Origin of the sequence: Streptomyces tardus (assembly GCF_018101125.2) — a bacterium.
GTDB lineage: Bacteria > Actinomycetota > Actinomycetes > Streptomycetales > Streptomycetaceae > Streptomyces > Streptomyces tardus.
Genome location: NZ_JAELVF020000001.1, coordinates 378569 through 405549, shown reverse-complemented (window position 1 = coordinate 405549; position 26981 = coordinate 378569). Strand labels below are relative to the sequence as shown.

Annotated in this window: 26 protein-coding genes and 1 pseudogene; 22 read left to right on the top strand and 5 right to left on the bottom strand. The window is 70.2% G+C overall.

Features of this window, described 5'->3' with window-relative positions:
• Window positions 1-3 precede the first annotated feature (3 nt).
• The 17 genes from rho to JGS22_RS01610 all read left to right on the top strand — a co-directional run bounded on the left by rho (window position 4) and on the right by JGS22_RS01610 (window position 16174).
• Window positions 4-2088 carry a transcription termination factor Rho gene (gene rho, locus JGS22_RS01690; RefSeq protein ID WP_216814805.1) on the top strand — a complete coding sequence of 695 codons (2085 nt, stop codon included), beginning with the start codon at window positions 4-6 and terminating at the stop codon, window positions 2086-2088.
• A 265-nt stretch (window positions 2089-2353) separates the two neighbouring features.
• Complete coding sequence (gene rpmE, locus JGS22_RS01685; RefSeq protein ID WP_211039847.1) at window positions 2354-2572, top strand: 50S ribosomal protein L31; 219 nt, start codon at window positions 2354-2356, stop codon at window positions 2570-2572.
• A gap of 136 nt (window positions 2573-2708) precedes the next feature.
• Window positions 2709-3782: a peptide chain release factor 1 gene (gene prfA / locus JGS22_RS01680; RefSeq protein ID WP_211039848.1), complete on the top strand. Its 1074-nt coding sequence runs from the start codon at window positions 2709-2711 to the stop codon at window positions 3780-3782.
• Between the two features lie 42 nt (window positions 3783-3824).
• Window positions 3825-4670, top strand: coding sequence for a peptide chain release factor N(5)-glutamine methyltransferase (gene prmC / locus JGS22_RS01675; protein ID WP_211039849.1), 846 nt, complete (start codon window positions 3825-3827; stop codon window positions 4668-4670).
• The gene (locus tag JGS22_RS01670; protein WP_211039850.1) at window positions 4670-5317 is read left to right on the top strand and encodes an L-threonylcarbamoyladenylate synthase; all 648 of its coding nucleotides are present in this window, start codon (window positions 4670-4672) and stop codon (window positions 5315-5317) included. The genes prmC and JGS22_RS01670 overlap by 1 nt, the downstream gene beginning before the upstream one ends.
• Window positions 5314-5964, top strand: coding sequence for an arsenate reductase/protein-tyrosine-phosphatase family protein (locus JGS22_RS01665; RefSeq protein WP_211039851.1), 651 nt, complete (start codon window positions 5314-5316; stop codon window positions 5962-5964). The genes JGS22_RS01670 and JGS22_RS01665 overlap by 4 nt, the downstream gene beginning before the upstream one ends.
• Before the next feature lie 77 nt (window positions 5965-6041).
• Window positions 6042-7490: an MraY family glycosyltransferase gene (locus tag JGS22_RS01660; RefSeq protein ID WP_211039852.1), complete on the top strand. Its 1449-nt coding sequence runs from the start codon at window positions 6042-6044 to the stop codon at window positions 7488-7490.
• A gap of 276 nt (window positions 7491-7766) precedes the next feature.
• Window positions 7767-8195 (top strand): Cg1360 family ATP-synthase-associated protein, encoded by a 429-nt coding sequence (locus JGS22_RS01655; RefSeq protein ID WP_211039853.1) that lies wholly within the window; start codon window positions 7767-7769, stop codon window positions 8193-8195.
• Between the two features lie 292 nt (window positions 8196-8487).
• Window positions 8488-9288, top strand: a complete 801-nt coding sequence (gene atpB / locus JGS22_RS01650) for a F0F1 ATP synthase subunit A (RefSeq protein WP_211039912.1) — start codon at window positions 8488-8490, stop codon at window positions 9286-9288.
• Between the two features lie 88 nt (window positions 9289-9376).
• Window positions 9377-9616 (top strand): ATP synthase F0 subunit C, encoded by a 240-nt coding sequence (atpE, locus tag JGS22_RS01645; protein ID WP_211039854.1) that lies wholly within the window; start codon window positions 9377-9379, stop codon window positions 9614-9616.
• Window positions 9617-9656: 40 nt separating this feature from the next.
• Window positions 9657-10232, top strand: coding sequence for a F0F1 ATP synthase subunit B (locus tag JGS22_RS01640; protein WP_211039855.1), 576 nt, complete (start codon window positions 9657-9659; stop codon window positions 10230-10232).
• Window positions 10232-11056, top strand: a complete 825-nt coding sequence (locus tag JGS22_RS01635; RefSeq protein ID WP_211039856.1) for a F0F1 ATP synthase subunit delta — start codon at window positions 10232-10234, stop codon at window positions 11054-11056. The genes JGS22_RS01640 and JGS22_RS01635 overlap by 1 nt, the downstream gene beginning before the upstream one ends.
• 93 nt (window positions 11057-11149) lie before the next feature.
• Window positions 11150-12721, top strand: a complete 1572-nt coding sequence (atpA, locus tag JGS22_RS01630; RefSeq protein ID WP_211039857.1) for a F0F1 ATP synthase subunit alpha — start codon at window positions 11150-11152, stop codon at window positions 12719-12721.
• A gap of 2 nt (window positions 12722-12723) precedes the next feature.
• Window positions 12724-13650: a F0F1 ATP synthase subunit gamma gene (locus JGS22_RS01625; protein ID WP_211039858.1), complete on the top strand. Its 927-nt coding sequence runs from the start codon at window positions 12724-12726 to the stop codon at window positions 13648-13650.
• A 2-nt stretch (window positions 13651-13652) separates the two neighbouring features.
• The gene (atpD, locus tag JGS22_RS01620) at window positions 13653-15095 is read left to right on the top strand and encodes a F0F1 ATP synthase subunit beta (RefSeq protein ID WP_211039859.1); all 1443 of its coding nucleotides are present in this window, start codon (window positions 13653-13655) and stop codon (window positions 15093-15095) included.
• A 97-nt stretch (window positions 15096-15192) separates the two neighbouring features.
• Window positions 15193-15585, top strand: a complete 393-nt coding sequence (locus JGS22_RS01615; protein ID WP_211039860.1) for a F0F1 ATP synthase subunit epsilon — start codon at window positions 15193-15195, stop codon at window positions 15583-15585.
• Between the two features lie 136 nt (window positions 15586-15721).
• On the top strand, window positions 15722-16174 hold the full coding sequence (locus JGS22_RS01610) for a DUF2550 domain-containing protein (protein WP_211039861.1): 453 nt from the start codon (window positions 15722-15724) through the stop codon (window positions 16172-16174).
• Here the strand turns inward: JGS22_RS01610 and JGS22_RS01605 are convergent.
• From JGS22_RS01605 to JGS22_RS01595, 3 genes are read right to left on the bottom strand one after another with little or no spacing between them, the layout of a single operon-like run.
• Window positions 16161-16778, bottom strand: coding sequence for a GNAT family N-acetyltransferase (locus JGS22_RS01605; RefSeq protein WP_308405464.1), 618 nt, complete (start codon window positions 16776-16778; stop codon window positions 16161-16163). The two genes, JGS22_RS01610 and JGS22_RS01605, sit on opposite strands and share 14 nt — an antisense overlap.
• Window positions 16779-16792: 14 nt before the next feature.
• Window positions 16793-17449: a response regulator gene (locus JGS22_RS01600; protein ID WP_211039863.1), complete on the bottom strand. Its 657-nt coding sequence runs from the start codon at window positions 17447-17449 to the stop codon at window positions 16793-16795.
• Window positions 17446-18753, bottom strand: a complete 1308-nt coding sequence (locus JGS22_RS01595; RefSeq protein WP_211039864.1) for a sensor histidine kinase — start codon at window positions 18751-18753, stop codon at window positions 17446-17448. The genes JGS22_RS01600 and JGS22_RS01595 overlap by 4 nt, the downstream gene beginning before the upstream one ends.
• A 56-nt stretch (window positions 18754-18809) precedes the next feature.
• On the opposite strand from JGS22_RS01595, the gene JGS22_RS01590 reads away from it, so the two are divergent.
• Together JGS22_RS01590 and JGS22_RS01585 are read left to right on the top strand one after the other, a co-directional pair.
• Window positions 18810-19586, top strand: a complete 777-nt coding sequence (locus JGS22_RS01590; RefSeq protein WP_211039865.1) for a GIDE domain-containing protein — start codon at window positions 18810-18812, stop codon at window positions 19584-19586.
• Window positions 19587-19787: 201 nt separating this feature from the next.
• The gene (locus JGS22_RS01585; RefSeq protein ID WP_308405463.1) at window positions 19788-20459 is read left to right on the top strand and encodes a hypothetical protein; all 672 of its coding nucleotides are present in this window, start codon (window positions 19788-19790) and stop codon (window positions 20457-20459) included.
• Between the two features lie 21 nt (window positions 20460-20480).
• On the opposite strand, the gene JGS22_RS01580 is transcribed toward JGS22_RS01585, so the two are convergent.
• Window positions 20481-21053 (bottom strand): cob(I)yrinic acid a,c-diamide adenosyltransferase, encoded by a 573-nt coding sequence (locus JGS22_RS01580; protein WP_211039866.1) that lies wholly within the window; start codon window positions 21051-21053, stop codon window positions 20481-20483.
• A gap of 416 nt (window positions 21054-21469) precedes the next feature.
• On the opposite strand from JGS22_RS01580, the gene JGS22_RS01575 reads away from it, so the two are divergent.
• The 3 genes and pseudogenes from JGS22_RS01575 (at window position 21470) to JGS22_RS01565 (ending at window position 25799) form a co-directional block, all read left to right on the top strand.
• Entirely contained in the window at window positions 21470-22318 is an 849-nt protein-coding gene (locus JGS22_RS01575) for a 3-hydroxyacyl-CoA dehydrogenase family protein (protein WP_211039867.1), read from the top strand.
• 397 nt (window positions 22319-22715) lie between these two features.
• Window positions 22716-23027, top strand: a pseudogene (locus JGS22_RS01570) (STAS domain-containing protein); the annotation flags it as partial.
• A 369-nt stretch (window positions 23028-23396) separates the two neighbouring features.
• Entirely contained in the window at window positions 23397-25799 is a 2403-nt protein-coding gene (locus tag JGS22_RS01565) for an ATP-binding protein (protein ID WP_211039868.1), read from the top strand.
• A gap of 337 nt (window positions 25800-26136) precedes the next feature.
• Here JGS22_RS01565 and nucS read toward each other — a convergent pair whose 3' ends face one another.
• Complete coding sequence (gene nucS / locus JGS22_RS01560) at window positions 26137-26817, bottom strand: endonuclease NucS (RefSeq protein WP_211039869.1); 681 nt, start codon at window positions 26815-26817, stop codon at window positions 26137-26139.
• Window positions 26818-26981 lie beyond the last annotated feature (164 nt).

Genomic DNA, 26981 nt, shown 5'->3' with positions numbered 1-26981 from the left:
TTCGTGAGCGACACCACCGATCTGATGGGCGTGAACGCCGACGCGCCTGCCAAGGACGCCTCTGCCGCGCCTGCCTCCGGTGCTGCCACCGGCACCACCGGGCGGCGCCGCCGCACCGGTACCGGTCTTGAGAGCATGGTCCTGGCAGAGCTTCAGCAGATCGCTTCCGGCCTCGGCATCAAGAGCACGGGCCGGATGCGCAAGAGCCAGTTGATCGAGGTCATCAAGGAAAAGCAGACCGCCTCGGGCGGTGGCGATGCGGGCGGCGCCAAGGAGAGCGAGCCCGCCGCCGACACCAAGAAGACCGCAGCCAGGTCGGCCGGCCGCAAGAGCGCCGACGCCGATCGCGGCGACGAGGCCGAGGCCGAGGCCAAGCCGAAGCGGCGCAGCACCTCGCGGGCCCGTACGGGCGACGCGGAGGGCGCGGGCGACGCGGGGCAGGTCGAGATCCCGGGCCAGCCCGCCGGCGCTGCCCAGTCCGAGCAGAACGGCGAGGGCGACAAGCGCGGCCGTTCCGCGAGGGGCGAGGGTCGCGGGGACTCCGCCAACTCCGGTGCGAGCAGGGGCGATTCAGCCTCCGAGAGCGCCGACTCGCGCCAGGACGGCAAGGACGGCAAGCACGACGGCGGTCGCGGTGACGGCCGTCAGCAGGACCGCCAGAGCAAGCGTCAGCGCGGTCGCCGGGGCGAGAACCAGGGCGGCCAGCAGAACGACCAGCAGGGCGGTCGCCACAACCGCGGCGACAACCGGGACAACAACCGCGGCGACAACCGCGGCGACCGCGACAACCGTGGTGACCGCGGCGACCGGGACAACCGCGGCGACCGCGACAACCGTGGTGACCGTGACGACGACTTCGACGGTGGGCGCCGCGGGCGCCGCGGGCGCTACCGCGACCGTCGGGGCCGCCGCGGTCGTGACGAGTTCGAGCCGCAGGTCAACGAGGACGATGTGCTGATCCCGGTCGCGGGCATCCTCGACATCCTCGACAACTACGCGTTCGTGCGCACCACCGGCTACCTGCCCGGGCCGAACGACGTGTACGTCTCCCTCGCCCAGGTCCGCAAGAACGGCCTGCGCAAGGGCGACCACGTCACCGGCGCGGTCCGTCAGCCGAAGGAGGGTGAGCGCCGCGAGAAGTTCAACGCGCTCGTCCGGCTGGACTCGGCCAACGGAATGGCGCCCGAAGAGGGCCGTGCGCGCGCCGACTTCAGCAAGCTGACGCCGCTCTACCCGCAGGAGCGCCTGCGGCTGGAGAGCGACCCGGGTGACCTGACGACGCGGATCATCGATCTCGTCTCGCCGATCGGCAAGGGGCAGCGCGGTCTGATCGTGGCACCGCCGAAGACCGGCAAGACCATGATCATGCAGGCGGTGGCCAACGCCATCACCACCAACAACCCCGAGTGCCACCTGATGGTCGTCCTTGTCGACGAGCGTCCGGAAGAGGTCACCGACATGCAGCGGTCGGTCAAGGGCGAGGTCATCTCCTCGACCTTCGACCGCCCCGCCGAGGACCACACCACCGTCGCGGAGCTGGCGATCGAGCGGGCCAAGCGGCTCGTCGAGCTGGGCCACGACGTGGTCGTGCTGCTGGACTCGATCACGCGACTGGGCCGTGCGTACAACCTCGCGGCGCCGGCCTCCGGCCGAATCCTCTCCGGCGGTGTCGACTCGACCGCGCTGTACCCGCCGAAGAAGTTCTTCGGCGCCGCGCGGAACATCGAGGACGGCGGCTCGCTGACCATCCTGGCCACCGCTCTGGTCGAGACCGGCTCGCGGATGGACGAGGTGATCTTCGAGGAGTTCAAGGGCACCGGCAACATGGAGCTCAAGCTCGACCGGAAGCTCGCCGACAAGCGCATCTTCCCCGCGGTCGACGTGGACGCCTCCGGCACCCGCAAGGAGGAGATCCTGATGGGCAGCGAGGAGCTGGCCATCGTCTGGAAGCTCCGCCGGGTGCTGCACGCCCTCGACCAGCAGCAGGCGATCGAGCTGCTGCTGGACAAGATGAAGAAGACCGGCTCCAACGCCGAGTTCCTCATGCAGATCCAGAAGAACACCCCGGCGCCCGGCAACGGCGACTGAGGTCGCGGGCGGCCGGGGACCCGTTCCCGGCCACCCGGCCCCGCGCCCGCACGGGCGCCAGGATGTGCGCACCTCCCGCCGGAGGTGCGCACATCTCTGTCGTGGGGCAGCACCCGGGAGGCGTCCTCCCGGGTGCGGAATAATTACGGCCGTCCCCCGGTTTTGGGAGGTACGGCCAGTAATGGCAGACTGGTACGTCGGTTCCGGTTCACGCCCCGCAAACCCGCGCGGGCGACCCGGCGCCCTCCCGAACCTAGGAGACACCTTGAAGCGCGACATCCACCCGGAGTACGTGGAGACCCAGGTCAGCTGCACCTGTGGCGCCTCGTTCACCACCCGTAGCACCGTTGGAGAGGGCGCGATCCGCGCAGACGTCTGCTCCGAGTGCCACCCCTTCTACACCGGCAAGCAGAAGATCCTCGACACCGGTGGCCGTGTGGCCCGTTTCGAGGCTCGGTTCGGCAAGAAGGCCGGGACCAACTAGCGACCCGACAGCGCCGGTTTCCGGCCGCCCTGCCCGGCGGTGCGGGACCGGCGCTTTGTCGTCCACGCCGTTCCATTCCGGTCCCGCCGGTGCGTACGCCCCGTGCGGCCTCCGGCCCACTCCCTAAGGACAACCGATGTTCGAGGCGGTCGAGGAACTCATCGGCGAACACGTCGACCTCGAGAAGCAGCTCGCAGACCCGGCGATCCACGCCGACCAGGGCACGGCCCGCAGGCTCAACAAGCGCTACGCCGAGCTGACGCCGATCATCGCCGCCTACCGGGGCTGGAAGCAGAACGAGGACGACATCGCGACCGCGCGCGAACTCGCCGCCGACGACCCGGACTTCTTCGCCGAGATCAAGGAACTGGAGTCCGGCCGCGAGGAGTTGACCGAGCGGCTGCGCCTGCTGCTGGTCCCGCGCGACCCGAGCGACGACAAGGACGTCATCCTGGAGGTCAAGGCGGGCGAGGGCGGCGACGAGTCCGCACTGTTCGCCGGTGACCTGCTGCGGATGTACCTGCGGTACGCGGAGCGGCAGAACTGGAAGATCGAGCTGATCGAGTCCACCGAGTCCGACCTCGGCGGCTACAAGGACGTGCAGATCGCGGTGAAGGCCAAGAGCGGCCGGACCGAGCCGGGCCAGGGCGTGTGGGCGCGGCTGAAGTACGAGGGCGGCGTGCACCGGGTGCAGCGCGTACCGGCGACCGAGTCCCAGGGGCGTATCCACACCTCCGCCGCCGGCGTACTGGTGCTGCCCGAGGCCGAGGACGTCGACGTGGAGATCAGCGCCAACGACCTGCGGATAGACGTGTACCGCTCCTCGGGCCCGGGCGGCCAGTCGGTCAACACCACCGACTCCGCGGTGCGCATCACCCACCTCCCCACCGGAGTTGTGGCCTCCTGCCAGAACGAGAAGAGCCAGCTCCAGAACAAGGAGCAGGCCATGCGCATCCTGCGAGCGCGGCTGCTCGCGGCCGCCCAGGAGGAGGCCGAGCGTGAGGCGTCGGACGCGCGCCGCAGCCAGGTCCGCACCGTCGACCGCTCCGAGCGGGTGCGCACGTACAACTTCCCGGAGAACCGCATCTCCGACCACCGGGTCGGCTTCAAGGCGTACAACCTCGACCAGGTGCTCGACGGTGAGCTCGACCCGGTCATCCAGGCGTGTGTGGACGCCGACGCCGCGGCAAAGCTGGCTGCGGCACAGTAATCCGGGGGAAGCGAGTCCGATGGGGTGGGCAGGTAGTCGATCATGAACCTACTGCTGGCAGAGGTGGCACAGGCCACCAGGCGCCTGGCGGACGCCGATGTGCCGTCGCCGCGTTTCGACGCGGAGGAGCTCGCCGCCTTCGTGCACCGGGTCAAACGCAGTGAGCTGCACCGCGTCGGCGACAGCGACTTCGACGCCTTCTACTGGGAGGTCGTCGCTCGTCGCGAGGCCCGGGAGCCGTTGCAGCACATCACCGGCCGCGCCTTCTTCCGCTACCTCGAACTCCACGTCGGCAGGGGCGTGTTCGTGCCCCGCCCGGAGACCGAGTCCGTCGTGGGCTGGGCGATAGACGCGGTGCGCGCCATGGACGTCGCCGAGCCGCTGATCGTCGATCTGTGCACCGGCTCCGCGGCCATCGCCCTCGCGCTCGCCCAGGAGGTGCCGAGGTCGCGGGTGCACGCGGTCGAGCTGGACGATTCGGCGATCGTCTGGGCCCGCAAGAACGTCGAGGGCTCCCGGGTGCGGCTGCACCACGGCGACGCGCTCGCCGCGCTGCCCGAGCTGGACGGCCAGGTCGACCTCGTCGTCTCCAACCCGCCGTACATCCCGCTCACCGAGTGGGAGTACGTCGCCCCCGAAGCGCGCGACCACGACCCGCAGTTGGCGCTCTTCTCCGGCGAGGACGGGCTGGACCTGATCCGCGGGCTGGAGCGCACCGCGCACCGCCTGCTGCGGCCCGGGGGCGTGGTCGTCGTCGAGCACGCCGACACCCAGGGCGGCCAGGTGCCGTGGATCTTCGCCGAGGACCGTGGGTGGGCGGACGCGGCCGACCACCCCGACCTCAACAACCGACCCCGATTCGCCACAGCACGCAGGGAGGTGCCGTAATGGCACGGCGGTACGACTGCACAGAGGCCACCGACCGCAAGACCGGTCTGCGCGAGGCGGCTTCGGCCGTGCGCCGCGGTGAGCTCGTCGTCCTCCCGACTGACACGGTCTACGGAGTCGGCGCCGACGCCTTCAGCGGCGAGGCCGTCGGCGACCTGCTGGAGGCCAAGGGCCGCGGGCGCGGCATGCCCTCGCCGGTGCTGATCGGCTCGCCCAACACCCTGCACGGGCTGGTCACCGGGTTCTCCGAGGCGGCCTGGGACCTGGTCGACGCCTTCTGGCCCGGCGCGCTCACGCTCGTCGCCAGGCACCAGCCCTCGCTCACCTGGGACCTCGGCGAGACCGGCGGCACCGTCGCCGTGCGAATGCCTCTCCACCCGGTGGCGATCGAACTCCTCACCGAAGTCGGCCCGATGGCCGTATCCTCGGCGAACCTCACCGGGCACCCCGCGCCCCAGGACTGCGACAGCGCGCAGGACATGCTGGGCGACTCGATCGCCGTCTACCTCGACGGCGGTCCGACCCCCGACATCGTGCCGTCCTCCATCGTGGACGTGACCGGGGAGGTACCCACCCTGCTGCGGGCCGGGGCGATCAGCGCGGAGGAACTGCGCAAGGTCGTACCCGAGTTGAAGGAGGCCAGTTGACCGCGCCGCCGAGGCGCGAAGGAGGGGGCCACGCCCCCGCCGACACCTTCCGTATCCTCCATGTCTCCACCGGCAACGTCTGCCGCTCGCCGATCACCGAGCGGCTGACGCGCCATGCCCTGGCCGCGAGGCTGGAGGACGGGCTGAGCAACGGCCTGCTCGTGGAGAGCGCGGGGACCTGGGGCCACGAGGGCGCCTCGATGGAGGAGCACGCGGCCACCGTGCTCGGCGAGTACGGCGCCGACGCCTCCGGGTTCGTCGGCCGCGAGCTGCTGGACGAGCACGTCATCCGCGCCGATCTGGTGCTGACGGCCACCCGAGACCACCGCGCACAGGTGATCTCCATGGGCCACTCCGCGGGCCTGCGGACCTTCACGCTCAAGGAGTTCACCAGACTGGTGCGCGCCATAGACTCCGCCACCCTGCCCGCCGCGCACAGCGCCGACTCCGTCGCCGAGCGGGCCCGAGCGCTCGTGCAGGCCGCGGCGGCGCTGCGCGGCTGGTTGCTGGCGCCCACCGCGGACGCCGACGAGGTCTACGACCCGTACGGCGCCCCGGTCTCGTACTTCAGACTGGTCGGCGCCGAGATCAGCGCGGCGCTCGATCCTGTGGTCACCGCGCTGACCGGGGTGCCGGCGCCTGCCTGACACCGCGGAACCGTTCCACCACCGGCCCGTGTCCTAAGGTGTGGGCCAAGGATGCTCGAAATACCTCTGGGGAGCCCGTGCGGGAGTATCTGCTGACGCTGTGCGTCACGGCCGCCGTCACTTATCTGCTGACCGGCCCGGTACGGAAGTTCGCGATCGCCGCCGGAGCGGTGCCGCAGATCCGCGCCCGCGACGTGCACCGTGAGCCGACGCCTCGGCTCGGCGGCATCGCCATGTTCGGCGGGCTGTGCGCGGGTCTGCTCGTCGCCTCCCAACTCGAGAACATCAGCGACGTCTTCACCCTCTCCGACGAGCCGCGGGCCCTGTTGGCCGGTGCCGGCATCATCTGGCTGCTCGGTGTGCTGGACGACAAGTGGGGCGTGGACGCGCTGGTGAAGCTCGGCGGCCAGATGATCGCCGCGGGCGTGATGGTCTGGCAGGGCCTGACCATCCTCTGGCTGCCGATCCCCACCGTGGGAATGGTCGCCATCACTCCGCTCCAGGGCACCCTGCTCACCGTGGCGCTGGTGGTCATCACCATCAACGCGGTCAACTTCGTCGACGGCCTCGACGGACTCGCCTCGGGCATGGTGTGCATTGCCGCGATGGCGTTCTTCATGTACGCCTACCGCATCTGGTACAGCTACGGCATCGAGGCCGCGGCCCCCGCGACGCTCTTCGCCGCCGTACTCATGGGCATGTGTCTGGGCTTCCTGCCGCACAACATGCATCCCGCACGAATCTTCATGGGTGACTCGGGGTCGATGCTCATCGGCCTGGTGCTCGCCGCCGGCGCGGTCTCCGTCACCGGCCAGGTGGACCCGGACGCGCTCAAGCTCTTCAGCGGCTCGGAGCGGGCCGCGGTCCAGGCGACCGTGCCCGTCTACATGCCGCTGATCCTGCCGCTGACCATCCTCGCGGTGCCGACGGCCGACCTGATCCTCGCCGTCGTCCGCCGTACCTGGAACGGGCGTTCGCCGTTCGCCGCCGACCGCGGCCACCTCCACCACCGGCTGCTGGAGATCGGCCACAGCCACAGCCGTGCGGTGCTGATCATGTACTTCTGGTCGGCGCTGATCGCCTTCGGCGCGGTGGCTTTCTCGGTGCAGTCCTCCAGCCTGGTGATCGTCCTGACGATCATGCTGCTGAGTGTGGTGGGGCTGGTCGTCCTGCTGCTGCCGCGCTTCAATCCCCGGGTTCCGACGTGGGCCCAGCGCTTCACTCCGCCCCGCTACCGCATCCCCGCAGCGGCGGCCCGAAGGAACGGCGGGAAGTCCCCCGGCGGCGCGGGTGCGGCAGGGGAGAGCGGCGCCGCGGAGTCGGGAGCCGGGGAGGACGACGCGCAGAAGTCCGTCGAAGAGGCCGGGAAGCCCGGCGAGGGTGCACCCGGCGAGGCCGGTGCGGGGTCCGTGAAGGCCGAGAGCGGCCCGGAGGCGGCCAGGGCCGCTGGGCTGAACGGCGCAACGGCGGTGGGGGAGCGGCACCGCTTCCCCGGGCGCGACCGGATCGAGAGCAACTCGTCCTGACGGGCCCCAACGAGCTGCTGGGACACGGCAGTTGGGGCACGAGTGACACTCGGTGCGAAGTCAACGCTCAGTTGATGAGGTTCGCTCTCAGGTGTGATTGTTGGCACTCGATGTAGGTAAAGACCTCATCAAAAAGTTTGTGATAGCGTTCACGAGAACCGGCGAGGGAGTCGGAGAGTCGTGGTGCGACGGCTCTCGCCCGCGTGGTCACGCAACCGGTACTGCTCACTGTTGTGAGCCCCCTGACCTTCCGTTTCCTGTGCTGGAGCAGCCTTCATGCAGTCGAACGACGCCCGGATTCTCCGCGGCGCCGCGATTCCCGCCGCCGCGGTCGGCCTGGTGGCCGTCGTGGTAGCCGGATTCGTCGCGGGCGGCAAGGGTGCGCTCGGTGCCGCTCTCGGCGCGGTGGTGGGCATCGCCTTCTTCGCCGCCGGCCTGCACGGTCTGCGGGTGGTCGGCCAGCGATGGCCCGAACTCCTCATGAGCGCCGGGATGTTGGTGTACGTGACTCAGGTCGCGGTACTGCTGATCCTGCTGCTCGTCTTCCGGGACGCCACGTTCATGAACGGACGGGCTTTCGGTCTCGCCGCACTCGCCTGCGCGGTGGTGTGGCCGATCGGTCAGGCGTGGATGCAAAGTCGCGTCAAGACGCTCTACGTCCAGCCGAGTTCGGAGGACAAGCCCTCCGAAGAGGGGCCTCGGTGATGAAAGCTACTCACGAGTGCTCCGAAGGTAGGGGCGACATAAACCCCTCGCGGTCGGACTGCTATGGTCCGACGCCGAGAGTGCTACTACGAGCCAAGCGGCGCGCGCTGAGCGGGACGGCGCCGCGTACTCACCACTCCGCCTCGAGCCGCCGTGCCGACCTCGTCGGACGGCTCGGCTCTTCCCGCGATATCCAGTCCAGTGCCGCTACGTGGCCCTGTGCCACGCAGACACATCGAGGTAGCCGTACCTATGCGTCAGACCGAAGGAGCTCGCGGTGAGTAGTGACCAGATGCTCGCCCTCAAGGTCGACTGTCACCTGTTCCAGGGCTGTGGCTTCGCGGAGTCGGCGCCGGGTGTGCACTCGTTCTTCTTCAAGCCGATCGCCACCGTTGCCGGCGTGGAACTCACCAAGCCGATGCTGCTCGCGGTGCTCGGCAGCGCCCTGATCATCGGTTTCTTCTGGGCCGCCTTCGCCAAGCCGAAGGTGGTTCCGGGCAAGTTCCAGATGATCGCCGAGGTGCTGTACGACTTCGTGCGCAAGGGCATTGCGCGCGAGGTGATGGGCAAGAAGGGCGAGCCCTTCGTCCCGCTGCTGGTCTCGCTGTTCTTCTTCGTCTGGATGATGAACCTCTGGGCGCTGATTCCGCTCGCCCAGTTCCCGGTGACGTCCGTCATCGGCTACCCGGTCGCGCTCGCGCTCATCGTCTGGGTCACCTACATGACGGTGACCTTCAAGACGAACGGGTTCGTCGGCGGCGTCCGCAACCTGTGCGTCCCCAGTGGGCTGCCGAAGCCGATCTATGTCATCCTCACGCCGATCGAGTTCGTGTCGAACATCTTCGTTCGTCCGTTCACGCTCGCCGTGCGACTCTTCGCCAACATGTTCGCGGGTCACATCCTGATCCTGATCTTCACGATCGCGACCTGGTACATGCTCGGCACCGTGCTCGGCACCGTCTACGCCTCGGCCTCGTTCGCGCTCACGCTGATCATCACGGTCTTCGAGATGTTCATCCAGGCGCTTCAGGCCTACGTCTTCACGGTGCTGACCGCCACCTACCTCTCCCAGGCGCTCGAAGAGGCGCACTGAGAGTTCTCTGAGCCACCACGGACCGCTCAACCCTGAAACGTCCGGTGGACCAACCACCCACCGGCCCACCAAGAGAAGGAACCACGGAATGTCTGCTCTCGAGACCCTCGCGGCTGTCAACGGCAACGTCGGCGCCATCGGTTACGGCCTCGCCGCGATCGGCCCCGGTATCGGCGTTGGTTACATCTTCGGTAACGGTGTTCAGGCCATGGCCCGCCAGCCCGAGGCTGCCGGCCTGATCCGCCAGAACATGCTGCTCGGCTTCGCCGTCGTCGAGGCCCTCGCCCTGATCGGCTTCGTCGTCCCCTTCATCCTGCCCACGGACTGATCCGGGCGACCGGCGGACAATCACTCCACGAGAGGCAACCATGGACCTGCTGGCAGCAGACAAAATGGATCCTCTGGCGCCTTACTGGCCCGAGATCCTCATCGGTACCATCTGCTTCGGCATTATCTTCTTCGTCTTCTACAAGAAGCTGCTGCCGTCGATCAACGCGGCACTGGAGAAGCGCCACGACGAGATCGTCGGCGGTATGGAGCGTGCCGAGCAGGCGCAGGACGAGGCCCAGCAGACGCTCGAGGAGTACCGCGAGCAGCTGAAGGACGCCCGTCACGAAGCCGCGCGTCTGCGCCAGGAGGCGCAGGAGCAGGGCGCCGTGCTCATCGCCGAGATGCGTGCGGAAGGCCAGCGGCAGCGCGAGGAGATCGTCGCCACCGGTCACGCGCAGATCGAGGCCGACCAGAAGCAGGCGTCGCTGGCTCTGCGCCAGGACGTCGGCAAGCTGGCCACCGAGCTCGCGAGCCGGATCGTCGGCGAGTCCCTCGAGGACCACGCCCGGCAGAGCCGTGTCATCGACCGCTTCCTCGACGAGCTCGAGGTCAGCGCCAACGACTCGGCCTCCGACGCGCAGTCCCACGGCTCGACGAACGCCGAGGCACGCTGATGAACGGGGCGAGCCGTACGGCACTGGCCGCAGCGAAGGAGCGTCTGGACGCGCTGACGGACAACACCTCCGTCGACGCCGTCAAGATCGCCGACGAGCTGGCCGCCGTCACCGCCCTGCTCGACCGCGAGGTGTCGTTGCGTCGGGTCTTCACCGACCCGGCGCAGCCAGGCGAGGCCAAGGCCGAGCTGGTCGCCCGACTGCTGGGTGACAAGGTCGGTGGCGAGACCGTCGACCTGCTGTCCGGCATGGTCAGGTCCCGCTGGTCGCGTCCGCGCGATCTGGCGGACGCGGTCGAGGAACTGGCGGATGTTGCCGACCTCACCGCGGCCGAGCGCGACGGCAGTCTGGACGACGTGGAGGACGAGATCTTCCGCTTCGGCCGGATCGTCGGCACCTCGCCCGACCTGCGTGCGGCGCTCAGCGGCAAGGGCGACCAGCCCTCGTTCAAGAGCGCGCAGACCGAGCTGCTCCACCGGCTCCTCGGCGGTCGGGCCCGGCCCACCACCGAGCGTCTGGTGATCAGGCTGGTCGGTCAGCCGCGGGGACGTAGCCTGGAGGGTGGCCTCGAGGCCCTCTCCAAGCTGGCCGCGGAGCGCAGGAACCGCTCGGTGGCAGTCGTCACCTCGGCGGTGCCGCTCAGCGACGAGCAGAAGCGGCGTCTCGGTGCGGCCCTCACCCGGCTGTACGGCCGTGAGGTGCACCTGAACCTCGACGTGGACCCCCAGGTCCGCGGCGGAATCCTGGTGAAGATCGGCGACGAGGTCATGAACGGCACCGTCGGCGACCGAATCCAGGACGTCGAGCGGCGGATGGCCGGCTGAGCCGGCCACACCAACTCAACAAGCAGTACTTAGCGGCCCGAGTTGGGCCGTAGCAGATATATACGGGCCCAACAAGGAGAGCAGGGAACCCAGATGGCGGAGCTCACGATCCGGCCGGATGAGATCCGGGGTGCGCTGGAGGACTTTGTCCAGTCGTACTCGCCGGACGCGGCCTCGCGCGAAGAGGTCGGCACGGTCAGCTATGCCGGTGACGGCATCGCCAAGGTCGAGGGTCTTCCCTCGGTCATGGCGAACGAGCTGCTGAAGTTCGAGGACGGCACCCTCGGTCTCGCCCTCAACCTCGAGGAGCGCGAGGTAGGCGCGGTCGTCCTCGGTGAGTTCAGCGGCATCGAGGAGGGCCAGCCGGTGCACCGCACCGGCGAGGTGCTCTCGGTTCCGGTCGGCGACGGCTACCTCGGCCGCGTCGTGGACCCGCTGGGCGCCCCGGTCGACGGCCTCGGCGAGATCGAGACCACCGGTCGTCGCGCGCTGGAGCTGCAGGCCCCCACGGTCATGCAGCGCAAGTCGGTGCACGAGCCGATGGAGACCGGCTACAAGGCCGTCGACACCATGACCCCGATCGGCCGCGGTCAGCGTCAGCTGATCATCGGCGACCGGCAGACCGGCAAGACGGCGCTCGCGGTCGACACGATCATCAACCAGCGCGCCAACTGGCGCAGCGGCGACCCGAAGAAGCAGGTCCGCTGCATCTACGTCGCCATCGGCCAGAAGGGCTCCACCATCGCGTCCGTGCGCGGTGCCCTGGAGGAGGCCGGCGCGCTGGAGTACACGACGATCGTCTCCGCGCCCGCGTCCGACCCGGCCGGCTTCAAGTACCTGGCGCCGTACACCGGTTCGGCCATCGGCCAGGAGTGGATGTACCAGGGCAAGCACGTCCTGATCGTCTTCGACGACCTGTCCAAGCAGGCCGACGCCTACCGCGCCGTCTCGCTGCTGCTGCGTCGTCCGCCGGGCCGTGAGGCGTACCCGGGTGACGTCTTCTACCTGCACTCCCGGCTGCTGGAGCGCTGCGCCAAGCTCTCCGACGAGATGGGCGCCGGTTCGATGACCGGTCTGCCGATCGTCGAGACCAAGGCGAACGACGTGTCGGCGTTCATTCCGACCAACGTCATCTCCATCACCGACGGCCAGTGCTTCCTGGAGTCGGACCTGTTCAACGCGGGCCAGCGGCCGGCGCTGAACGTCGGTATCTCGGTCTCCCGCGTGGGTGGTTCCGCCCAGCACAGGGCGATCCGGCAGATCACCGGTTCGCTCCGTGTGGACCTGGCCCAGTTCCGTGAGCTGGAGGCGTTCGCCGCCTTCGGTTCGGACCTGGACGCCGCGTCCAAGTCGTCGCTGGAGCGCGGTCAGCGGATGGTCGAGCTGCTGAAGCAGCCGCAGTACAAGCCGTTCCCGACCGAGGAGCAGGTCGTCTCCGTCTGGTCGGGCACCAACGGCCTGATGGACGAGGTCCCGGTCGCCGACATCCGTCGCTTCGAGACCGAGCTGCTGGACTTCATGCGCCGCGAGCACAAGGACCTCATGACGAGCATCCGCGAGGGTGCCAAGATGTCCGACGACACGCTCCAGAAGCTGCGTGAGACCGTCAACTCCTTCAAGCAGCAGTTCGAGACCGCGGACGGCAAGCTGCTGGGCGAGGGCTGACGATGGGTGCCCAGATCAGGGTCTACAAGAGGCGGATCAAGTCCGTCTCCGCGACCAAGAAGATCACCAAGGCGATGGAGATGATCGCGGCTTCGCGCATCATCAAGGCGCAGCGGAAGGTCGCGGCGTCCACTCCGTACGCCGACGAGCTGACCTCCGCGGTCACCGCGGTGGCGCACGGTGCGGACGTCAAGCACCCGCTCACCACCGAGGTGGAGAACCCGAAGCGTGCGGCGGTGCTGCTCATCACGAGCGACCGCGGTCTGGCCGGCGGTTACTCCAGCAACGCGATCAAGGCCGCCGAGCACCTGACGAGCGAACTGACACACGACCGCAAGGACGTGCAGACGTACGTCATCGGGCGCAAGGGTGTGGCGTACTACAACTTCCGTGAGCGCCAGGTCGAGCAGACCTGGACCGGTTTCACGGACAGCCCGTCGTACGCCGACGCCAAGGCCGTCGCGGCGCCGCTGATCGAGGCCCTGAAGCAGGACACCGCAGAGGGCGGCGTGGACGAACTCCACATCGTCTTCACGGAGTTCGTCTCGATGATGACGCAGACCCCGGTCGAGCGCCGGATGCTGCCGCTCAGCTTCGAGAAGACCGCCGAGGAGTCCGCCCAGGTCTTCATGAGCGACCGGGTGCACGCCCTGTACGAATTCGAGCCGTCGGCCGAGGAAGTACTGGACGAGCTGCTTCCGCGCTACGTCGAGAGCCGTGTCTACAACGCCCTTCTGCAGTCGGCTGCCTCCGAGCACGCCGCCCGCCGCCGGGCGATGAAGTCGGCGACCGACAACGCGGAAGATCTCATCAAGTCGCTGAAGCGGCTTGCCAACGCGGCCCGTCAGGCCGACATCACCCAGGAAATCAGCGAGATCGTCGGCGGAGCCAGCGCGCTCGCCGACGCGTCTGCGGGGAGTGACCGATAACTATGACCACCACTGTTGAGACGCCCGTCGCCACGGGCCGCGTCGCGCGGGTCATCGGCCCGGTCGTCGACGTGGAGTTCCCCGTCGACGCGATGCCCGAGATCTACAACGCGCTGAACGTCGAGGTCCCGGACCCGGCCGAGGAGGGCAAGCTCAAGAAGCTGACCCTCGAGGTCGCCCAGCACCTCGGCGAGGGCGTGGTCCGCGCCATCTCCATGGAGCCCACCGACGGTCTGGTCCGCCAGGCCGCGGTGACCAACACCGGCGAGGGCATCACCGTGCCCGTCGGCGACGTCACCAAGGGCCGGGTGTTCAACACCCTGGGCAAGATCCTGAACGAGCCCGAGGCCGAGTCCGAGGTCACCGAGCGCTGGCCGATCCACCGCAAGGCCCCGGCGTTCGACCAGCTCGAGTCGAAGACCGAGATGTTCGAGACCGGCCTGAAGGTCGTCGATCTGCTGACCCCGTACGTCAAGGGCGGCAAGATCGGTCTGTTCGGCGGCGCGGGCGTCGGCAAGACCGTGCTCATCCAGGAAATGATCATGCGTGTGGCCAAGCTGCACGAGGGCGTTTCCGTCTTCGCCGGTGTCGGTGAGCGCACCCGTGAGGGCAACGACCTGATCGAGGAGATGGCCGAGTCCGGCGTTCTCCCGCAGACCGCGCTGGTCTTCGGTCAGATGGACGAGCCGCCGGGGACGCGTCTGCGCGTGGCCCTGGCCGGTCTGACCATGGCGGAGTACTTCCGCGATGTGCAGAAGCAGGACGTGCTGTTCTTCATCGACAACATCTTCCGCTTCACCCAGGCCGGTTCCGAGGTCTCCACGCTGCTCGGCCGCATGCCCTCCGCGGTGGGCTACCAGCCGAACCTGGCCGACGAGATGGGTGTGCTCCAGGAGCGCATCACCTCCACCCGCGGCCACTCGATCACCTCCATGCAGGCGATCTACGTGCCGGCGGACGACCTCACCGACCCGGCTCCGGCGACGACCTTCGCCCACCTGGACGCGACCACCGTGCTCTCGCGTCCGATCTCGGAGAAGGGCATCTACCCGGCGGTGGACCCGCTGGACTCCACCTCCCGGATTCTGGACCCGCGCTTCATCAGCCAGGAGCACTACGACACGGCCTCCCGTGTCAAGGGAATTCTGCAGAAGTACAAGGACCTCCAGGACATCATCGCCATTCTCGGCATCGACGAGCTCGGCGAGGAGGACAAGCTCACCGTCCACCGCGCCCGTCGTATCGAGCGCTTCCTGTCGCAGAACACCCACGCGGCGAAGCAGTTCACCGGTCTCGACGGATCGGACGTACCGCTGGACGAGTCGATCACCGCGTTCAACGCGATCGCCGACGGCGACTACGACCACTTCCCCGAGCAGGCGTTCTTCATGTGCGGTGGCCTGGAGGACCTGAAGTCCAAGGCCAAGGAGCTGGGCGTCTCCTGACTCCCGCTTCCGGTCGGGGGCGGGTCCGCCCGCCCCCGACCACGGCACACCCCCTATCCTGTGACAACCCCAGTAACACCCCTGTAGAGGAGCCACTGTGGCTGAGCTGCACGTCGAGTTGGTCGCCGCCGACCGCAAGGTCTGGTCGGGCAAGGCCAGCCTGGTCGTCGCGCGCACCTCGTCGGGTGAGATCGGCATCATGCCCGGCCACCAGCCACTGCTGGGTGTGCTGGCGTCCGGCCCGGTCACCATCCGTACGACCGGTGAGGACCAGCTGGGCAAGGACGGCACCGTGATCGCCGCGGTGCACGGCGGGTTCATCTCCTTCGCGGACGACAAGCTCTCGCTTCTCGCCGAGATCGCCGAGCTGTCGTACGAGATCGACGTCGAGCGCGCGGAGCGTGCGCTGGACGCCGCGAAGGCCGATCAGGACGCCGCCGCCGAGCGGCGCGCGGATGTCCGTATCCGGGCTGTGGCGGTCGCACGCTGAGCCCGAATCGAGTCGTCACTCAGCCGCGGACGGGCCTGGAACACTGTTCCTTGCCGGTCCGCGGCTGAAGCCATCACAGATGCGTTCCGCACCGGGCGTGCGGATGCGCGGGATTGAGCGAGGAGGTCAGTGAACGATGGTCCTCGCTCTGCTGCTGTGCGGACTGTTCCTGCTGCTTGTGGTGCTGGGACTGTTCGTCTTCGGTCTGCGCCGCCGGCTCATCCAGCGTTCCGGAGGAACGTTTGACTGCAGTCTGCGCTGGGACATCCCCGCCGAGCACTCCGTCGACTCCAAGGGCAAGGGCTGGAGCTACGGCGTTGCCCGCTACCGGGGCGACCGGGTGGAGTGGTTCCGCGTCTTCTCCTACGCGCCCCGCCCGCGACGGCTGCTCCAGCGCGAGGCGATCGAGGTGCTGGAGCGTCGTACCCCGCAGGGCGAGGAAGAGCTGGCGCTCCTGTCCGACGCCGTCGTGCTCGCCTGCCGCTTGCAGGGCACGCGGGTGGAGCTGGCGATGAGCGAGGACGCGCTCACCGGTTTCCTCGCCTGGCTGGAGGCGGCCCCGCCCGGCCAGCGCGTCAACGTCGCCTGAACCGGGGGGTTTCCGGACCGCCGCAGCCGCCCTGGGTCGCCGGCGTCGGCCGTACTGCTCGGGGCGCTCGCGCGGGCCGCTGGAAGTCGGAGTGGAGCGAGAGCGCCATGGTGTCCGCGTCGCCGTCAGCGCGCACGGTGGTGAACCCCTCGGAGAGATAGAGCTCGCGCGCCCTGTTGGCCCGTTCGACGCTCAGCGAGAGCTCCTGGTGGCCCGCCTCGCGGGCCAGCCCCCGCAGCCCCCTCAGAAGTGCACGTCCCACGCCCCGCCCACGCCACGGCGGCACCACCCCCAGGCTCAGCTCCGGCACGTCCGGGCCGACGAAGCCGTATCCGGCGTCCTCCGCGGGGAAGAGCCGCAGCCAGGCCGCGCCCACCGGCTCCTGCTGCGCGGTCTCGGCGATCAGCCCGAGGTCGCCCGTGCGCGGCCAGCCTTCGACATAGCGCGCGGTGGCCCGGTCGGCGAGCAGATGGACGCGGCTGACCTGCTCCCGCTCCGGTGACCAGTTGGCCGCGGCGCCCAGCATCTCCACGAGGAACGGGCTGTCCTCGCCGACCGCTTCGCGCAGCCGTACCGCGGGCGGCGCTGTGCTGTCCGTGTCCACTGGCGGTCCGCCTCTCAGTCGCCGCGTACGCCCCATTCTCCGGCAAGCACCGCTGCCTGCGTACGGCTTTTCAGGCCGAGCTTGTGCAGCAGCCTGCTGACGTGGGTCTTCACGGTCGCCTCGGCCATCGACAGCGCGCCGGCGATCTGCGCGTTGGACAGGCCCTCGCCGAGGCGGGCGAGCACCTCGCGCTCCCTGGCCGTGAGGGTGGCCAGCTCCGGCGGAGGCGTACGACCGGGCGCTGCCGCGGGGGAGGCGAACTGGCGGATCAGACGCCGGGTGACGGCGGGGGAGATCATGCCGTCGCCGCGTGCCACCGTGCGCACCGCCTCGACGAGGGTGGCGGCGTCGGTGTCCTTGAGGAGGAAGCCGGCCGCGCCCGCGCGCAGCGCCCCGAAGACGTACTCGTCGAGGTCGAAAGTGGTGAGCACCAGCACGTCGCAGACGGCGTCGGCGGTGAGCGCCCGGGTGGCGGCGACCCCGTCCAGCCGGGGCATCTGGACGTCCATCAGGACCAGGTCCGGACGCAGTCGGCGGGCGAGTGCGACCGCCTCCTTGCCGTCGGCGGCCTCGGCGACCACCTCGATGCCGGGCGCGTTGTCGAGGATGAGGACCAGCCCCGACCGGACAGCCGCCTGGTCCTCCGCGACCAACACCCGTACTGCGCTCACCTGTGTCCAGCTCCTTCGTCCAGCGGAAGTACCGCACGCACCAGCCAACTCCCCTGCTGCGGACCGGCGTTGAAGTCGCCGCCCAGCAGGGCCACTCGTTCCCGCATGCCTACCAGGCCGGTGCCCGTACCCGGTACGCGCGGTGCGGCGTCCGGGCCCAGCGGGTTCTCGACGGTGACGACGAGAGCCTCCGCGGTCGTGCCTGCGCCGCCGCCCGCCGTCCCGTTCGGTGCCGTGCCCGCCCCGGTGCGTTCCCGGACGAGACGTACGGTGACCGTGCCCGGCCCGGAGTGCTTCAGGGCGTTGGTGAGCGACTCCTGGACGAGTCGGTAGGCGGCCAGTTCGACCGGCGCGGGCAGCCGCGGCGCAACCGCGGCGCCGTCGCGCTCGTGGTCGAGCACGAAGCGCAGCCCGTGCTCGGCACCGCTGCCGCGGGCCCGTTCCACCAGGGCGGGCAGCCCGGCGAGGGTCGGTACGGGCGCGGGCTCCCCGTCCTCGCCGCCGGTGGTGCGCAGCAGCTCGATCAGCCGGCGCATCTCGGCCAGTCCCTGCACGCTGTTGTCCCGGATGACGCCGAGGGCGCGTTGGGTCGCGGCGTGGTCGTCGAGGGTCTGGGCCGCGGTGGAGTGCACGGCGATGGCCGACAGGTGCCCGGCCACCACGTCGTGCAACTCCCGTGCCATCCGGGCCCGTTCGGCGTTCACCGCCTGGGTGCGGTCCATCTCGGCCAGCAGCGCGGTCTGTTCGGCGCGCAGCCGTTCGTACGCGGCCTCCTCGCGGTGCCGGCGGACCAGCAGCCCGGTGCCGGCCGGGAAGGTGGTGACGAGGCTGACCACCAGGCCGATCAGGAACGCCTCCGGATCGCCCAGCGCGGCGAGCGCCCCGATGGTGGTGGCCAGTGTCAGGGCGACGCTGGCGGGGACCATGGCACGGGAGAGCCGCGCGTTGCCGTACATCACCGCGGCGTAGACGAGGTCGGAGAAGAGCAGGATCGTCACCAGCAGCGAGGCGGTGAACAGATCACCGACCAGGGCGAGCAGCCCGACCAGTACCGCCCACGGTTGGGCAGTGCGTCGGCCGAGCACCGCCAGGCACATCACCGCGAGCGGGATCAGGCTGTGGACGCCGTACCGGTCGGCCTGCTGGACGTTGTTGAAGAGGCCGAGGGACCAGAGGAAGAGCCCGCCGACCGCACCGGCGAGCGCGATCAGCACATCGTCGCGGTGCGGGCGCAGCCGCGGGTGTCGGTGCTCGGCGGGCGGGGCACCGTCCGGTGCGGGGGTCGCGACAGTCACATGGTCCATCCCAGCATGCCGCCGGTAGAGTCTCCGACGTTCCGCACGGCACTGGGGGAGGCACCATGGCGATGATTCTGATCGGGCTGGCCGCGCTGGCGTTCGGAGCCCTGGTGGCGTGGAAGGTCCGGGGGACCAACGAGCGAATAAACCGGCTCGAGCGCACCGAGACCGTGACGATCAGCGATCTGCGTGCCATGCAGCAGGCCGCCGCGGAAGCCGCAGGGCCGGGCCACTTCCGCTACCCGTGCGAGGTGGTCGGGGTCGCCCTGGCGCACCGGGACGGGCTGATCACCTCGCAGCTCAAAGAGATCCCGTGCGTGTGGCACCGACACAAGATCACCCGCAAGTACGAGGAGTACCGCAGGGACGGCAAGGGGCGCCGCCGCAAGGAGACCCGTCACGAGGTCGTCTCCCAACACCGCAGCGGCACCGCGTTCTTCGTCGAGGACGCGAGCGGCAAGGTGGTGGTGCGGCCCTCGGGCGCGGACGTCGTCGGGGCGTCGAAGCCGCTGAACAAGTTCGTCCAGCAGCAGGGGAGCAGGGGCGGCGTCAGCGTCGGCCCGCTCACCTTCGGAGGCGACGGCGGCACCATCGGCTTCAAGCACGAGGAGTGGGTGCTGCGCGAGGGCGTGCAGCTCTTCATCCACGGCGAGGCGAGCGACGTCAACGGCTATCTGGAGATCGGCAAGCCCGCCGAGGCCGGTGAGTACATCGTCTCCGCCAAGTCCGAGCGGGAGCTGCTGAAGGACGAGACGCGCGAGCTGATGATCGGCGGCACGATGGCCGGAGTGATCCTGCTGGGCGGCGCGGTGCTGCTCGTCCTCGGCATCGTGCTCTGAGCCCGGGCGCCGGAGTCGAGGCCCGGCCGGCGGGGTGCCGCAGGACTGCCGGGCCGCCGGTGCCGGGAACACCGCACACCCGGCCCGACGGGTACATCGAAGGATGCAGTACGGGATCGTCGCCGGTGACGACGGTTTCGGCCCGTCCGCGGAGGAAGCTGGAGACAGCAAACCGACTCCGCGGGAAGGGCTGAAACCGACGTGATCGTCGCTCTGATCGTCATCTGCGAGGTCGCCTTCTGGGTGCTCCTCGCCGCCGGGCTGGCGCTTCGCTATCTGGCACGGATGCCACGCCTGGGCGCCGCCGTTCTGCTCTGCGAGCCGCTGCTGGAAGTGCTGCTGCTCGCCGTCACCGCCGTCGACCTGCGCAACGGCGCGACCCCCGGCTTCAAGCACGGGCTGGCGGCCGTCTACATCGGCTTCACCGTCACCCACGCCCACTACTTCATCCGCTGGGCCGACGGCCACTTCGCCCACCGTTTCGCAGGCGCCCCGCGTCCGGTGAAACCGCCCAGGTACGGGATGGCACGGGCGCTGCACGAGTGGAAGATGGCGGCGCGGGCGATCCTCGGCGCGGGCATCGCGGCGGTGCTGCTCCAGGCCGCGATTCTGTACGTGGGCGACGACGGCCGGTCGACGACGCTGCGGGAGTGGCAGGCCAAGATGGGCTTCGTCACGGTCATCTGCGTGATCTGGGCCGGGAGTTACACGCTCTGGCCCAAGCGCGGCCCGGAGCCCGCACCGGTAGCGGCGCCGCAGGCCGGGCAGCCCGCCCACCGGCAGGACCGGGAGCCCGCCCACCGCGTCGACCGGTACGCCGACCCGGATCGGGATCGCGCCGAGGAGTCGTACCCCGGGCCGGGCGGGCGCTGAGGGCGGCCCGGGGCACGGGTGTCAGCGGTTCTCGCCCGGCACCCACAGCACGTCCCCGACCGACTTGTTGGCGGTGCGGGCGAGGATGAACAGCAGGTCCGAGAGGCGGTTGAGGTAGGTGGCGGTGAGGGCGTTCATGCTCGCTCCGTGCTCCTCCATCGCTTGCCAGGTGGAGCGCTCGGCACGGCGTACGACGGTGCATGCCTGGTGGAGCAGGGCGGCGCCCGCGGTGCCTCCGGGGAGGATGAAGCTGCGCAGCTTCTCCAGCTCGGCGTTGTAGGCGTCGCAGTCGGCCTCCAGCCGGTCGACGTAGGTCTGTTCCACCCGCAACGGTGGGAACTCCGGTTCCGCGACCACCGGGGTGCTGAGATCCGCGCCCACGTCGAACAGATCGTTCTGCACCCGTACCAGGACCTCTCGCACGCCCTCGGGCAGCTCGCCGAGTGCCAGTGCCACCCCGATCGCGGCGTTGGCCTCGTTGGCGTCGGCGTACGCGGCGATCCGGGAGTCGGTCTTGGCGGTGCGGCTCATGTCGCCCAGAGCAGTGCTGCCCTTGTCGCCGGTACGGGTGTAGATGCGCGTCAGATTGACCATGCTTCGAGACTACGCCCGCCCCCGGGGCCGGGCCCGGCACCGCGCAGATGGCCGACCGCGGCCAACACGGCACGTGGAAGCCGGACTTGGGCGGCCGGCCGACCACTCACGGCGTTCACGGCAACACGGAGGGGACCAGCGGTCCGCTCGCGGGTGTGATGTCCATCTGGTGAGACGTGACGCGCATCTCTTCGTTCCCCACCGAGCGCCCACGGACGCTAGTCTCCGCCTGAGAGCACTGACGCTCCGTCGCCCGGCCGCAGATCGTGCGGGACCGGCGGACGTCGTGCACCGGGTCCCGCGCACGCGTGCGGCGGGCCGGCCAAGCCAGCACCACACCGGGCAACCGCCCCTGGCGCACCCGGTGTTGTGCCCGACCCCGCGAGCCGGCGGGGACACGTAGAGGGGACGCACACGTGGCCAGGAAGCTTGCCGTCATCGGAGCCGGACTGATGGGCTCGGGCATCGCCCAGGTCTCCGCCCAGGCGGGGTGGGACGTGGTGCTGCGGGATGTCACCGATGAGGCGCTGGCTCGCGGCAGGAGCGGCATCGAGGCGTCGTACGCCAAGTTCGTCGCCAAGGAGAAGCTGAGCGAGCAGGACGCCTCGGACGCCCTGGCGCGGATCACGACCACCACCGACCTCGACGCGGTGTCCGACGCGGACATCGTCGTGGAGGCGGTGTTCGAGAAGCTCGAGGTCAAGCAGGAGATCTTCCGGGCGCTGGACAAGCTGACCCGGGAAGACGCGGTGCTGGCCTCCAACACCTCGGCCATCCCGATCACCAAGATCGCGGCGGTCACCGGGCGTCCCGAGCAGGTCGTGGGCGCGCACTTCTTCTCGCCGGTCCCGATGATGAAGCTCTGCGAACTCGTGCGCGGGCTGAAGACGAGCGACGAAACTCTCGCCACCACAAGGGAGTTCGCCGAAAGCGTGGGCAAGACCTGCATCGTCGTCAACCGTGATGTCGCCGGCTTCGTCACCACCCGCCTGATCACCGCCCTGGTGGTCGAGGCGGCCAAGCTGCAGGAGTCCGGCGTCGCCAGCGCCGAGGACATCGACGTCGCCTGCCGCCTGGGCTTCGGTCACGCCATGGGGCCGTTGGCCACCGCCGACCTCACCGGCGTCGACATCCTGCTGCACGCGGCGGACAACATCTACGCCGAGTCGCGGGACGAGAAGTTCGCCGCGCCCGAGCGGATGCGTCGGATGGTCGACGCGGGCGACCTGGGACGCAAGAGCGGCGAGGGCTTCTACCAGCACTGACCGGGCACTTCGGGCTCACCCGCCCGCCTGCGCGGACCGCCCGGACGTTGCGGACCGCGTGAAGCCGCGGACCGCGCGGTCCCGCCGTCGCCGAGCCGCGGCCGGTGCGGGTCCGCTCTGCCGTACCCGGTGGTGTTCGCGGGGCCGTGGCTCCGGCGACGGCGAAGCGATCGCCAAGGCCCTACCGGCAGTGGCTGCAGCCCGTACGAGATCTCACTCGCGCGGGTGATTTCGGCGACGGTTCCGCCCTGAACAGGAACTTCGTCGGCTGAACGGCAGTCAGTCGGGTGGAGCCGCGCAACTGTCCGTGCGGCGCGATCCGTCGTGGTGCGGGCCGCGCGACAGTGGCACGAAGGCCATCCAGAGACGACAGAACGAGAACGCACAGGGAGCGTATATGCACATCAGGGGCGACCACGCCGAGTTGGTCGTCGGGGGGCGCCTCGACGTCCGCAGCGCAGCGGACGCCCGTACCAGCCTGCACACCGCGCTCGACGGAGGTCAGGGCGACCTCGTGCTCGATCTGGGCGCACTGGACTCCTGGGACGCCACCGGGCTCGGCGTGATCATGGGCGCCCACCGCAGAGCGGGGCGGTGTGGGCGCCGGCTCGTGCTGCGCTCCGTGCCGCCGCAGATGCAGCGGCTCCTGGTGGCGACGCGACTGCACCGCATCCTGGCCATCGAGGGCGCCGCCATCGGCGCACCGCGTGACGGCGGTGACACGGTGGGCGGGATGTATCCGGGCGAAGTGCGCGAAAACCAGCAGCACTTGGGCCAGGCGTACGAGAGCCGGAGCAACCGGCCCGAACGGTACGAGCGGTACGAGCGGTACGAGCGGCACAACCGGTACGAAGGCACACATGCGCACCCCGCCGGTGTGCACGAACGGCAGCGACCCGAGTACCCAGCGCTGGACGACGGCGGCCAGGACGGCGGAACGCTCACAAAGCCGTGACGATTCCGGTCGCCGCCCGGGGGTGCCCTGTGGTCGAACCGAACAAAGGTCTAGGGTTCGGTTGACTGTCGCAGAAGGTGGCCCGGGAGTACGGCGACCACCACGTCTGGGGGGCTTGGAACCATGGACCCGACGCACCGGGGCCCGCAGAGTCGGGACGGCCGGGACAGCGGTGCGCTGGCCAGGACCGTGCAGCTGGTCGCGGACGAGTATCTGCTGACCGTCAACCCCGTCGACGGCAGTGAGATCGAGATCTGCCCGCCCGCGGACCTGCCGGCGCCGCCGGAGCGTCACACCGCCGAGGCACGCGAGGCGTTTCAGCGTGCCGCGGCTCCCAGTCCGCCGGTCGGCCCCTCGGCCCGGATCACCGAGCAGCTTCCGCTGCTGGAGCGGCAGGACGAGCGCGAGCGGGTGGTGCGGCTGCTCTCCCGGGGCCGTTCGGTACGGCTCGTGGGCCGGCCCGGATCGGGGCGCACCGCACTGCTGAACGCCGTCGCCGAGGACTGCGCAGGCCTGGCGCCGGACGGAGTGATCCGGCTGGGCGGCCACCGCCGTACTCCCTCCGACCTGCTGCACGAGCTGTACGCGGCCGTCTACCACGCCCCCTGGCACCGGCTGGGACGCAGTGAACTCCTCGCCGCCGTCAGCGGTATCGGTGCGGTCGTCGTCCTCGACGACGTGGCCTTCGGCGGCGCCGCGCTCGACGAGCTGCTCCGGCTGACTCCCGAGTGCGCCTTCCTGGTCTCCGCCGCGCCCGACATCCCGGCGGGCTCCACCGAGGGCACGCTCACCGAGGTCGTACTGCCCGGGCTCAGCCGCGAGGCGAGCACCGGGATACTGGAGCACGCCGTGGGGCGCCCGCTCCGGCAGGACGAGTCCGACTGGGCCGCGGACCTGTGGTTCGAGTCCGAGGGCCTGCCGCTGCGGTTCCTCCAGGCCGGCGCGGTGCTGCGGCACCGCGATGCGCTCGGTGCGCCGGACAGGCCCGACGAGGCACAAGCGGCCTCGGGTGGGTATGCGGAGGCGCAGGAGCCCTTCCCGACGGTCGAACTCCCCGCGCTCACCGTGGGGTTGACCCCGCTGGCGGTCGCCGGGACGCTGAGTCCGCTCGGCCGCGAGTCGCTGCGCTACGGCGTCGCGCTGGACGGCGAGATGCCCCACCAGTCCCATCTGCCCGCCCTGGTGGACGATCCGCAGGGAGACGCGGCGCTCGCCGAGCTGACCGCCGCGGGACTGGTCACCGCCACCGGCAGCGGATACCGACTCTCCGGAGACCTCGCCGGGCAGCTGGCCGACGAGGGCTTCACCGACGCGGAGGCCGACGCCGATCGCGCGCTTCGTGCCGCCCAGCACTACGCATGGTGGGCGGGCCACCCCTCGGTCACCCCGGATCGGGTGGCGGCCGAGGCCCCCGCCGTGCTCGCGGCGATCCGCGGGACCAGGGCCGGTGGCCACTCGAGCTCCGCCGCGCTGCTCGCGCACACCACCGCTCCGGTGCTCGCCGCCGCCCTGCACTGGTCGGCCTGGGAGCAGGCGCTGCGCGGTGGTCAGGAGGCGGCGCGTCTTGCCGGTGAGGTGGCCGAAGAGGCGTACTTCCACCACGAGTTGGGCGTGCTCGCGCTGTGCCTGGGCAATGTGGAGCGGGCCCGTTCGGAGCTGGAGGCGTCGATCGGGCTGCGCGGCGCGCTGGCCGACAAGCGCGGTGCGGTCGCGGGCCGCCGTGCGCTCGCCCTGGTCGAGGACCGTTCCACGCTCGCTCTCGGCACGCCCTCCGTCGCGGGCGCGGCCCTGCCCCCGGCGTTCGCCGGTGCGCGCGAGGACAGTACAGCCCCGACGGCCGTCGCCGCGGCGGTGCCGTTCGCGGGCGACCCGGGCGAGCCGGGTGCGTCGGACGCCACCGTGGTGGGTGCCGCCGTCCCCGAGCGGGAGCGGCGGGCGCCGGTGCTGGGCACCACGAAGCGCAACGTGGCCGCGGTGGGAGCGGGCGCGCTCTTGGCGGTGGCGCTCGGCGCGATGCTCACCGTCGGGAACGTCTCCGGCGGCGAGGACCCCGGGGACACCGTGAAGCCCGACACCTCTTCCTCCCAGGACGCCGACGACGTCCCGGTGGAGGGGCCGGAGGACGATCCGACCTCGCGGGACCCGAAGCCCGAGCCCTCCGAGTCCGACGGTTCGCCGTCGCCGAGCGGGTCCCCCTCCTCGGACGACCCCACCTCGCCGACCCCGTCGGACGACCCGACCACTCCGACCGACGACCCCACCACGCCGTCGGACGAGCCGAGCGACCCCGAGCCGACCGACGATCCCAGTACGCCGACGGACGAGCCGAGCGACCCGGAACCGACCGACGACCCGAGCGAGCCGACGGACGAGCCGACCGACCCCGAGCCGACCGACGATCCGTCGGAGAGCGAGTCCCTGCCGGGGCCCAGCGCTCCCTCGGGCCCGAGCCCGTCGTCCTCGCAGCCCGAGCGGACCGGCCCGCAGGCTCCTCCGGCCGGCGACGGCGGCCTCACCATAGGCTGAGCCGCAGCCGCAGCCGCAGCCGCAGCCGCAGCCGCCGATCGGTGGCTGCCGCTCCAAGTGGTCGGCGGAGAAGGGGAATTGTGCACCCGCGTGCCGGCGTCCCCGTCGGTTCCGGCGGCAAGGCCCGCTCGAACGGCAGCGCGGGCAAGGACCGTTTTGGGCGGCGGTGGGGAGCCGGCGCCACTGTCGGTGAAGGCCGTATCGACGGAGACCGCGGTGGGCGCGGACGCCCCGCCGACGGAGCCGCCTCCGGCGACCTGCCCCGGCTCGATCAGTGACGGTGCGTCCGCCGGAGCGGTGCCCGTTCCGGGCGCCGGAAGAAGCCCCGGAGGGGGCGTCAGAAGAGGCGCAGCTTGTCGTCCTGGATACCGCGCAGCGCGTTGTAGTCCAGCGTCACGCAGCTGATGCCGCGGTCCGTCGCCAGCACGCGTGCCTGCGGCTTGATCTCCTGCGCCGCGAACACGCCCTTGACCGGCGCCAGATGGGGATCGCGGTTGAGCAACTCCAGGTAGCGGGTGAGCTGTTCGACGCCGTCGATCTCGCCGCGCCGCTTGATCTCCACGGCGACCGTCACGCCGTCCCGGTCGCGGCCGAGGATGTCCACCGGCCCGATCGCGGTCGGGAACTCCCGGCGGATCAGCGACCAGCCCTCGCCGAGCGTCTCCATCCGGTCCGCCAACAGCTCCTGGAGGTGCGCCTCCACGCCGTCCTTGATCAACCCCGGGTCGATGCCCAACTCGTGGGAGGAGTCGTGCAGGACCTCCTCCATCGTGATGATCAACTTTTCGCCGCCCTTGTTGACCACCGTCCACACGTTCTCCGCGCCGTCTCCGTCGCCCCCGCCCTCCTTCAGAGTGCACGGCGGGGACATCCAGTTGAGCGGTTTGTACGCGCGGTCGTCGGCGTGAATGGAGACCGATCCATCGGCTTTGACCAGGATCAGCCTGGGAGCGGAGGGCAGATGGGCGGTGAGCCGGCCGGCGTAGTCCACGGAGCAGCGGGCGATGACGAGACGCATGGTCGGCCACGCTACTTCAACCTCGGCGCGGCACGCGATTCGCCCCTGCTTCGCCCCGTTCATGCGTGGCTTGTAGACGCCACAACCACATGAACCGGCCACTGTGGGTGGCCAGTTGTGCGCGCAATCGTATGGTCGGCCGGGCAATCCGGTCTTACCGTAGG